Raw genomic sequence first — 9,092 nt, 5'->3', positions numbered from 1 at the left:
TCGCACGCCCCAGACAGATCCACGTCGTACCGGAACTACCCAAAACCCGCAGCGGCAAGATCATGCGCCGCCTGCTACGCGACATCGCCGAAGGACGCGAACTCGGCGACACCTCCACCCTGGTCGACCCGAGCGTCTTCGAAGCGATCCGAGCGGGCAAAGCCTGACCCGACACGGGCGAACGCGGCATTTTACGGCCGGTGACGGACATCGTCACCGGCCGTTCCCGTTAGAATTGCGTAAGGTGTGCCGGGAAGTCTGGTCGGCGCGCGGTCGTATGCCCGAAATCCGAACTCGGTGGGAGCGCGTCCGCTCGTCCTGACCGTCCGCCGAAAGGTTCCCCGTGATCACGCAGGTGCGCTCGGAACTAACCCGCTATCTCCGCACCGAGACCGTCGGCGGCGCACTGCTTCTGATCGCGGCAGCTGTCGCGTTGCTGTGGGCGAATTCGCCATGGGCCGACAGCTACGTGCGAATGACCGGGACGGTCGTCGCCATCCGTCCGCTGCATCTGGAATGGACCCTGGCCGACTGGACCGAGGACGGCCTGCTCGCGATCTTCTTCTTCGTCGCGGGCCTCGAGCTCAAACGCGAATTCGTGGTCGGCGAACTGGCCGACCGCAGGCGCGCCGCGCTGCCGATCGTCGCGGCGGTCGGCGGCGTGGTGACACCGGCGCTGATCGCGTCGGCGGTCGGCTTCGGCATCCCAGGCATGGAGCGCGGCTGGGCTATCCCCGTCGCCACCGACATCGCATTCGCGCTGGCCGTGCTCGCGATGACGGGCTCGCGCATCCCGGCAAGCGCGCGCGTGTTCCTGCTCAGCCTCGCGGTGGTCGACGACCTCTTGGCGATCGTCCTGATCGCGGTGCTGTTCACCGCCGCACTGTCGCTGCTGTGGTTGCTCGCCGCAGCAGCTTGCTTCGCCGGGTGGGCACTTGCCCAGCACAAACGGATCAGCACGCCGGTCCTCTATGTCCCGCTGGCGCTGGTGTCCTGGTACGCGCTACACGAGGCGGGTATCCATCCGACCCTGGCGGGCGTGGTGCTGGGCCTGCTCACCAGGGTGCGGCCGGACCCAGGCGAGGGGCAGGCGCCCGCCACCCGGCTGGAACACTTGATCCAGCCGATCTCCGCGGGACTGTGCGTCCCACTGTTCGCACTGTTCGCGTCGGGAGTTCCGTTGGATACCAAGGTGTTCGGCGAGCTGTTCACCGATAGGCTGGCACTGGCCGTGATTCTCGGCTTGCTGCTGGGCAAGACCGCAGGCATCTTCGGGATCAGCTGGGCCGCAATCCGATTGGGCATCGCGAAACGCCCGATCGGGCTGGGGTATCGGGACATGTTCGCCCTGTCGGTGCTCGGCGCGATCGGCTTCACGGTTAGCCTTCTCGTGGCGGAACTCGCGCTGGGCGACCTCGGAGACGGCTCCGCCGTCGAATTGGCGAAGGCCGCTGTGTTGGTCACGTCGATGACGGCGTCGCTCGCGGGTTCGGCGCTACTGTTGCGGCGTGGGCGTGTCCACCAGGCGCGGCGAGACGCGCGTGCGCTACAACGTGAAGAGTGATGCGGCGCGAGCGATGTGCCCGAAGGCGGTAGCCTGCGTGACCACGGAGGGCACGGGGAGCGCCGCAGAGAGAACGGAGCCGAAGCAGTGCCGGGACAGGGAGAAGGGTCGACCAAGTGAGTTTCAACCACGGTGGTAACGGGAACGACGCACAGCGCGGGCGTACGGTAACCTCCATTCCCCTGTCGGACGCCGACCCCCTCGGCTCCGCGAGCTTCGGGAGCCTGGTCCGCGACGCCACCGAGCAGATGTCGACCCTGGTCCGGGCCGAGGTCGAACTGGCCAAGGCCGAGGTTACCGGCGAGATCAAGAAGGGCCTCCAGGGCAGCGTCTACTTCATCCTCGCCCTGACCGTCCTGCTGTTCAGCACCTTCTTCTTTTTCTTCTTCGTCGGTGAACTCCTCGACGTGTGGCTGGCGCGCTGGGCGGCCTTCCTGATCGTCTTCCTGCTGATGGTCGTGACGACCGCGGTGCTTGCGTTGCTCGGCTATCTGCGGGTGAAGAAGCTGCGCGCGCCGGAGAAGACGATCGACTCGCTCAAGCAGGCGCGCACGGTACTGCCGCACGGGCGCGGCGGCTCGGCACACGACGACGACCTTGTGTTGGAGAAGCGGACATCCTAGGCGCGCGTCAGCGGGCGGGTACTAGGCTCGATCGCCGTGTCGTCGAACTTCTTTCCGGACCCGTCCAGCGTCCGCTACGACGGACCGTGGACGCATCGGGATGTTCATGCCAACGGCATTCGATTCCATGTCGTCGAGGCGGCCACCGAGCGTTCCGACGCCCCGCTCGTCGTGCTGCTGCACGGATTCGCGGACTTCTGGTGGTCCTGGCGTAACCAACTGACCGGACTTGCCGACCTCGGCTATCGCGCCGTCGCTGTCGACCTGCGCGGCTACGGCGACAGCGACAAGCCCCCGCGTGGCTACGACGGCTGGACATTGGCAGGTGACGTCGCCGGCCTCATCCGCGCACTCGGCTACACCGACGCCACGCTGGTCGGCCATGCCGACGGTGGGCTGGTCTGCTGGACGACCGCCTTGCTGCACCCGCGGCTGGTCCGCTCGATCGCGCTGGTCGGCTCGCCGCATCCGTCGGCGCTGAAGAGCGCCGTGCTGCGCAACCGCCGCCAGCGCGCGGCCTGGCTGCCGAACTTCCTGCGCTACCAACTCCCGCGCTACGGCGAGCACCTGCTGACCACCGCCGATGGCTTCGAGGTGGAACGGCTGCTGCGGCAGCGGGTGAGCGCAGGCTGGTCGGGCACCGCCGAATTCGTCGACACCGCCCGGCGAATGCGCTCGGCCATCCAGATCCCCGGCGCGGCGCACTGCGCGCTGGAGTATCAGCGCTGGGCGTTCCGCAGCCAGTGGCGCCCGGACGGTCGGCGGTTCATGGCGACCATGCGCGAACCCATCCACATCCCGGTGCTGGCCATGCGTGGCGACCTCGACCCGTATGTGCTGACCGGCACCATCCGCCGCGGCCATCACCTCTCGCCGGAACGGCGGCTGGTCGCCATTCCCGCGGCGGGCCACTTCGCCCATCAGGAGAACCCGGACGCCGTCACGACGGAGCTGGCCAAGCTTCTCGCCTGAGCATTCGCGTTTCGGCCAGTGCTTCCCTGGCCAAGCACGTGCGTGGCCAGGGACTCGATCAGCTGAGGACGCAGGCTCCGGTGTCGACCGGGACGTTGATCCCGGCGGCCGCGTCGAGCTGGGCGCGGACCTCCGCGAGCGTGAGCACGTAGCCGGTGTCGTCGTCGGTAACGGCGGCGCCGAAGACCACGCCGAGCACCTGTCCGTCCGTATCCACCAGCGGCCCCCCGGAATTGCCCGCCCGGACCTGGCCGCGGACGGTGTAGACCTCGCGCTCCACGGTGCCGTTGCGGTAGATGGTCGGGCCGGTGAGATCCAGCGTCTCGCGGACGCGGGCCGCGCTGGCCGTGTACGGGCCGCCGCCCGGGTAGCCGAGCACGATGGCACTGTCCCCCGAGCGCGCGGGCGCGGGCGCCTGCCCGACCACCGGAGCGGTCAGGCCGGGCACCGCGAGCACCGCGACATCCTTGGAGGGGTCGAACAGCACCACGTTGGCGTCCAGCGGGCCACGCGGGGTGTCCACCGCGACACTGGTGGTGCCCGCGACCACATGGGCGTTGGTCATCACCCGCTCCGGCGCGATCACGAAGCCCGAACCCTCCAGCGCCCGTTGGCAACTCGGCGCGACACCGCGAATACGCAGCACGCTCTGCTGCAACGACGCCGCGACCGGGCTGGCAAGCACGCTCGGATCGGGCGGTTCGACGGCCGCGATCGGCGCGCGGCCGAACGGCCCGATCACGTCCGGCAGACCGGAGGTGTTGAGCAGCTTGGAGAACTCGTTCGGCAGGCGGCGCAGCCAGTTCGGCGCGACGTCGTTGACGTCGGCGAGTACCCGCGAACCGTTGATCGCGGTCGCGACGGCCGGTTGCGACGAGGTGGCCAACGGCAACGCAAGCAGCCAGGCGGTGACCAGAACGGCCACCGCCTGCAGCACGGCGCCGACCACACTGTCCACGCTGCGCGTGAACGGGTGGCGCATGCCGCTGCGGGCGGCGCGCCCGAGCACCATGCCCGCGACCTCTCCGACGATCACCAGCACCACGATGAGCAGCACGCCGGTGAGCACCCTTGTGCGTCCCTCGTCGACGTGGACCAGGATGTGTGGCGCGATCAGGATGCCCGCGACCGCGCCGAGCACCACGCCGAGAAAGGCGAGTGCGGAGGCCACCGCGCCCTGCCGCCACCCCGAGGAGGCCGCGAGCAGCGCAAGCAGCACAACCGCGATGTCGAGCCAGGCCGACGAGCTCATAACGTCATCCCCACGGCGGCGAGTGCGGTCTCCAGGTCACGAACGTCCTCGTGGTCCCACTCGCGTTCCCAACCCGCGGCTCTGAAGATCCCGCCGAGGATGCCGCCGGTCAGCCCCCAGACCAGCATCCCGTCCACCTGGAACGCCGGGCTCTCGTAGCCGAGGGGACTCTTGACCAGGAAGCGGTTCGCCGGATCGAGCAGCAGGGCGACCGGAACGCGCGCGACACGCTCGGTCTCGCTCTCGTTCACCACACGGACCTCGCTCGGCGTGCGCCAGTATGCGATGACCGGCGTCACATCGAACCGGGACGGCGGCACGAACAGTTTCGGAAGCACGGCGACGGGTTGCACGCCCGTGCGGTCGAGTCCGGTCTCCTCGCAGGCTTCGCGCAGTGCGGTGTCGATCGGTCCGGTGTCGCCGGGGTCCACCTCACCGCCGGGGAAAGCGACCTGACCGCGATGCTGGCGCATGGTGGACGCTCGCTGGGTCAGCAGAACCTCCGCGTCCGCGGGCAGTCCGCCGGGCGCGTCCGGGTCCGCGTCGGCCGAGCCGCCGAAGAGCACGAGCACCGCGGCCTGCCGCGGCGTCGAGGTCACGGTCATGGCCCTGCGCAAGGCACGGTCCATAGTCAAGGTGTCGGCGGTGTCGACGGCCGGATCGGCCGACCTGCTCAGCCACTTCGGAATGTCTTGTGGCACAGGGATGGTCATCTCGCACTTCCCCACACGACGCCGCCGACCGGAATGAACACCCGCACCAACACCTCCACAACCGATCTATCTGCCCGCAGTGTCATGCGGCCACTCCGAGCTCGCCCGCGACGGTGTTCGCGATGTCATCGACACCGTTGAAGGCACGCACCACAACCTCGGCAACCGAGCCGTCGGCCCGCAGCAGCACCGAAACCGGCAGCACCGCAGGGGCGCCGACGGCCGTGCGCACCCGCGCGTCCGCATCGAGCACGCCGGGCAGTTTCACGGTCAGTCCGCTCAGCCTGGACAGTGCCTTGGCCTCGTCGGGGTCGCTGTGCACGGTCAGCACGGTAATCGCGTTCCCGGCGCGCTGTGCGAATTGCTGCAAATACGGCAACTCCTGGGCACACGGTGCACACCAGTAGGCCCAGAGGTTCAGCAGCGCGGGCTTGCCTGCCAAGGCGGCGGCCAGGTCGACCGGCCCGCCGTCTGCCAGGCATTCCAGGGTGATGCCGGCCAGCGGGCCGTTTCCGGCGAGGCCTCGCGCGGGTCGCGGGCAGGCGGGCAGACCGGCCGCGACGCGCAGCTCGTCCGACACGCCGGACGCGGCGTGGGTCGACTGTTCGCGACCCTGGTTCGCGTCGTTGTCATCACCCCCTCGCGGCCACACCGCGACCGCGAGCGCCACCACCGCGATCAGACCGGCAAGTGCCCAACGCCACCCGTGCCCTACCCCGCTACCGCCGGAGGGCTCCGAGCTCACCGGCCCACCAGCTCGAGCAGATGCTGCCGCTCCGGCCCCTTCACGAGCTCGGCCGCGATCTCCGGATCGGTCGGCCCGGTCCCGAACGACGGGCAGTCCTTGGCCAGGATGCACACACCGCACGCCGGTTTGCGGGCATGACAGACGCGGCGCCCGTGAAAGATCACCCGGTGCGACAACATCGTCCATTCCTTGCGCTCGATCAGCGCGCCGACGATGTGTTCGACCTTCACCGGATCTTCCTCCGCGGTCCACTGCCAGCGGCGCACCAGGCGGCCGAAATGGGTGTCGACCGTGATGCCGGGCACCCCGAACGCGTTACCGAGGATGACGTTGGCGGTCTTGCGTCCGATCCCGGGCAATCGAACGAGTTCCACCAGGGTGTGAGGCAATTCACCATCATACTGCTCGAGCAGCGCCTGCCCCAGGCCGATCAGCGCGGTGGTCTTGTTGCGGTAGAACCCGGCGGGCCGGATGTATTCCTCCAGCTCCGTGCGGTTTGCCCCGGCGTAGGCGCGGGCGTCCGGGTAGCGCGCGAACACCGCCGGGGTGGTGAGATTCACGCGCTCATCGGTGCACTGCGCGGAAAGTATTGTCGCGACCGCCAATTCGAGCGGAGTTGTGAAATCCAGCTCACAGTGCGCGTCCGGGAAAGCGACCGCGAGTTCCCGGTTCATCCGACGCGCTCTCCGGACCAGCCCGAGCCGGGTTTCCGCCTGTCGCGCCCTGGATTTCCGTTTCGGAGCCGCGGCAGCGACCGGCTGCGGATCGGAGGCCCCGGAGGCAGGCGAAAGCCCGTTCCCGGCGGCGATGGAGGGGGAAACTCGCACGCGTCCACCATACGTAACCGGCGGACAACGTTGCCCTTCCAGTTGGGTTGCCGTGTTCCATCTGAGACCTGGACCGTGTTTACTGCTCGACATGCAAGGACTCGCTGTGGCGCTCTTCCCAGTGGTGTTGATGCTGTTCGCACTGGGCATGGAGCGGGTCGAGAATCGGCTCAGCAAGCTTCTCGAACCCGACGAAGAGGTTCAGCAGTACCTGGACAGCGCAAGCAACGCCGAGGTGAAGGAGCTGACGAAGCTCGGTCTGCCAGCGGCCGTGGCCCGGATGCGCAGGCGCCGCTCCCGCGGCGAGGAGCTGGATGTGGCCCGGGCAAGCTGACACTACGCAAGCGACGGTCCCGGCGGCGACAGCTTGCGTAACCGAGAAGGGACCCGCGAACGCCGCCGGCCCGATACTGGTACGGTTCTCCGCTGCGCCACGCAATTCACTCGTTACGTGGTGTCTGTCACTACGCTGTCATCATGCCGCGTAGACTGCGCTGTTGGCCGAGTCGCTTCGGTCCAGTACAGAGCCATTTCCCATAAGGAGCACATTCGTGGACGAGGCCCTCGCCAGAGCAGGCATCTTCCAGGGCGTAGAGCCCACTGCGGTGGCCGCCCTCGCCAAGCAACTGCAGCCCGTGGATTTCCCGCGCGGCCATGTCATCTTCAACGAGGGTGAGCCCGGCGACCGGCTGTACATCATCACGTCCGGCAAGGTGAAGATCGGTCGTCGCTCGCCCGATGGCCGGGAGAACCTGCTGACCATCATGGGCCCGTCCGATATGTTCGGTGAGCTCTCGATCTTCGACCCCGGCCCGCGCACCTCCACCGCGACCACGGTGACCGAGGTTCGCGCCGTGACGATGGACCGCGATGCCCTCAAGGCCTGGATCGACCAGCGCCCCGAGATCGCCGAGCAGTTGCTTCGCGTGCTCGCCCGTCGCCTGCGCCGCACCAACAACAACCTGGCCGACCTGATCTTCACCGACGTTCCCGGCCGGGTCGCCAAGGCGCTGCTGCAGCTCGCGCAGCGGTTCGGCACCCAGGAAGCGGGCGCCCTGCGGGTCACCCATGACCTGACCCAGGAGGAGATCGCGCAGCTGGTCGGTGCCTCCCGCGAGACCGTGAACAAGGCGCTCGCCGACTTCGCGCATCGCGGCTGGCTGCGGCTGGAGGGCAAGAGCGTGCTCATCTCCGACTCCGAGCGGCTCGCCCGCCGCGCGCGATAACGTCACACCGGCAACACACAGCACGCCGGATTCAGCGCTCCACTGAACCGGCGTGCTGTGGTCGTCTTCCTGGTCAGCCGTGCACCCGAAGGTATTCCAGCTGTGCCTGCACCGAACTGCGCGCGGCCGGCCACAACCGCTTGTCCACGTCGGCGTACACGCGCCGCACCACCGCCATCGCGCCAGCGTCCGGCCCGAGCACTCGCAATGCCGCACGCACCTGGTCGAGCCGCTCCTGCCGATGGGCGATGTAGTATCGCGCGATCGGCTCCAGGTCGGGATGGTCCGGGCCATGCGCGGGCAGCAGCGCCTTGCCCTTGCCCGCCTCGACCAGCTTGTCCAGCGACGACAGGTAGTCGGCCAGCGTGCCGTCGCTGGAGTCCAGCACCGTGGTGCCCGCGCCGAGGATGGTGTCGCCGGTCACCACCGCATCGTCTAGGACGAAGCTCACCGAGTCGCTGGTGTGGCCCGGCGTGTGCAGCACGGTGATCCGCAAACCTGCCGCCTCGATCACCTCGCCGTCCACCAGCGGCGCGTCCGAGCCCCGCAGGAAGCCGGAATCCTTTGCCCGCACCGGTGTTCCGGTCAGCTCGACCAACCGATCGATGCCGCCGGTGTGGTCGTGATGGCGGTGGGTGATCAGGGTGAGGGCGATCTCGCCCCCGGTGGCCTCGGCGATCGCCTTACCGTGCGACTTGTCTTTGGGCCCCGGATCGACCACCACACAGTCCGATCGTCCCGGAGCGCGCAGTATCCAGGTGTTGGTCCCCTCCAACGTCATCGGCCCCGGATTGTCGGCGAGCAGCACGACCGCCGTCGGGCTTACTCGACGCAACTGACCATACGCAGGGTGCTCAAGTGCCATGCCACATTGTCCTCGAGTGAAACGGATAGATCTACACAAGCATTCGTTCGCGAATAGCGCACCCCTGCGAACATCGACAGAACCCGGGATTGGAGCGGAGTGAAACCTGCCATCCCCCATTCCCACCTCGCACACTGCGAGTCGTACATGCCCGTTCGCGACCCAACTCACGCCCGAACGGCAGCCACATCCACGACGAAACCACCACCAGCCGCCCCATCACACGACACCCAGAACCTGCAAACACCCAAGACCACAACCACCACCCAACACAACCACATCGGCCCAACCCCACTTCCGAC

10 protein-coding genes are annotated in these 9,092 nt (G+C 68.2%); 5 read left to right on the top strand and 5 right to left on the bottom strand.

The genetic code is table 11. The annotated features are described in order from the left end of the window. Window positions 1–346: 346 nt before the first annotated feature. The 3 genes from nhaA (at window position 347) to AB4Z47_RS30140 (ending at window position 3,159) form a co-directional block, all read left to right on the top strand. Window positions 347–1,564: a Na+/H+ antiporter NhaA gene (gene nhaA / locus AB4Z47_RS30150; protein ID WP_441956024.1), complete on the top strand. Its 1,218-nt coding sequence runs from the start codon at window positions 347–349 to the stop codon at window positions 1,562–1,564. Window positions 1,565–1,680: 116 nt separating this feature from the next. Continuing rightward, complete coding sequence (locus AB4Z47_RS30145; RefSeq protein WP_441956022.1) at window positions 1,681–2,187, top strand: phage holin family protein; 507 nt, start codon at window positions 1,681–1,683, stop codon at window positions 2,185–2,187. Between the two features lie 36 nt (window positions 2,188–2,223). Continuing rightward, window positions 2,224–3,159: an alpha/beta fold hydrolase gene (locus tag AB4Z47_RS30140; protein ID WP_441956020.1), complete on the top strand. Its 936-nt coding sequence runs from the start codon at window positions 2,224–2,226 to the stop codon at window positions 3,157–3,159. 58 nt (window positions 3,160–3,217) lie between these two features. Here the strand turns inward: AB4Z47_RS30140 and AB4Z47_RS30135 are convergent, their stop codons facing one another. The 4 genes from AB4Z47_RS30135 to nth form a co-directional block, all read right to left on the bottom strand. Next, the gene (locus tag AB4Z47_RS30135) at window positions 3,218–4,411 is read right to left on the bottom strand and encodes a MarP family serine protease (protein WP_441956018.1); all 1,194 of its coding nucleotides are present in this window, start codon (window positions 4,409–4,411) and stop codon (window positions 3,218–3,220) included. Further along, window positions 4,408–5,124 carry an NUDIX hydrolase gene (locus AB4Z47_RS30130; protein WP_441956016.1) on the bottom strand — a complete coding sequence of 239 codons (717 nt, stop codon included), beginning with the start codon at window positions 5,122–5,124 and terminating at the stop codon, window positions 4,408–4,410. The genes AB4Z47_RS30135 and AB4Z47_RS30130 overlap by 4 nt, the downstream gene beginning before the upstream one ends. An 82-nt stretch (window positions 5,125–5,206) precedes the next feature. Next, a complete protein-coding gene (locus tag AB4Z47_RS30125; RefSeq protein WP_441956014.1) occupies window positions 5,207–5,869 on the bottom strand; it encodes a TlpA family protein disulfide reductase in 663 nt (220 codons plus the stop codon). After that, on the bottom strand, window positions 5,866–6,699 hold the full coding sequence (gene nth / locus AB4Z47_RS30120; protein WP_441956012.1) for an endonuclease III: 834 nt from the start codon (window positions 6,697–6,699) through the stop codon (window positions 5,866–5,868). Before nth ends, AB4Z47_RS30125 begins: the two co-directional genes overlap by 4 nt. 91 nt (window positions 6,700–6,790) lie before the next feature. Here nth and AB4Z47_RS30115 point away from each other — a divergent pair, with 91 nt between their 5' ends. Both AB4Z47_RS30115 and AB4Z47_RS30110 read left to right on the top strand, forming a co-directional pair. Beyond that, complete coding sequence (locus AB4Z47_RS30115) at window positions 6,791–7,033, top strand: hypothetical protein (protein WP_441956010.1); 243 nt, start codon at window positions 6,791–6,793, stop codon at window positions 7,031–7,033. A 217-nt stretch (window positions 7,034–7,250) separates the two neighbouring features. Continuing rightward, the gene (locus tag AB4Z47_RS30110) at window positions 7,251–7,925 is read left to right on the top strand and encodes a Crp/Fnr family transcriptional regulator (protein WP_019044571.1); all 675 of its coding nucleotides are present in this window, start codon (window positions 7,251–7,253) and stop codon (window positions 7,923–7,925) included. Window positions 7,926–7,998: 73 nt separating this feature from the next. Here AB4Z47_RS30110 and AB4Z47_RS30105 read toward each other — a convergent pair whose 3' ends face one another. After that, the gene (locus AB4Z47_RS30105; protein ID WP_441956007.1) at window positions 7,999–8,790 is read right to left on the bottom strand and encodes an MBL fold metallo-hydrolase; all 792 of its coding nucleotides are present in this window, start codon (window positions 8,788–8,790) and stop codon (window positions 7,999–8,001) included. Between the last annotated feature and the right edge of the window lie 302 nt (window positions 8,791–9,092).

The organism is Nocardia sp. 2TAF39, from assembly GCF_052114905.1.
In the GTDB taxonomy this organism is placed as follows: Bacteria; Actinomycetota; Actinomycetes; order Mycobacteriales; family Mycobacteriaceae; genus Nocardia.
Note: the sequence above shows the minus strand (reverse complement) of the source record. Positions and strands in the feature narration are given on the sequence as shown.

What these genes read in the sequence shown, in the direction of transcription:
- AB4Z47_RS30105 (WP_441956007.1), bottom strand. Translation starts at nt 8,790, where the DNA reads ATGGCACTTGAGCACCCTGCGTATGGTCAGTTGCGTCGAGTAAGCCCG.
- AB4Z47_RS30115 (WP_441956010.1), top strand. Translation starts at nt 6,791, where the DNA reads ATGCAAGGACTCGCTGTGGCGCTCTTCCCAGTGGTGTTGATGCTGTTC.
- AB4Z47_RS30135 (WP_441956018.1), bottom strand. Translation starts at nt 4,411, where the DNA reads ATGAGCTCGTCGGCCTGGCTCGACATCGCGGTTGTGCTGCTTGCGCTG.
- AB4Z47_RS30130 (WP_441956016.1), bottom strand. Translation starts at nt 5,124, where the DNA reads ATGACCATCCCTGTGCCACAAGACATTCCGAAGTGGCTGAGCAGGTCG.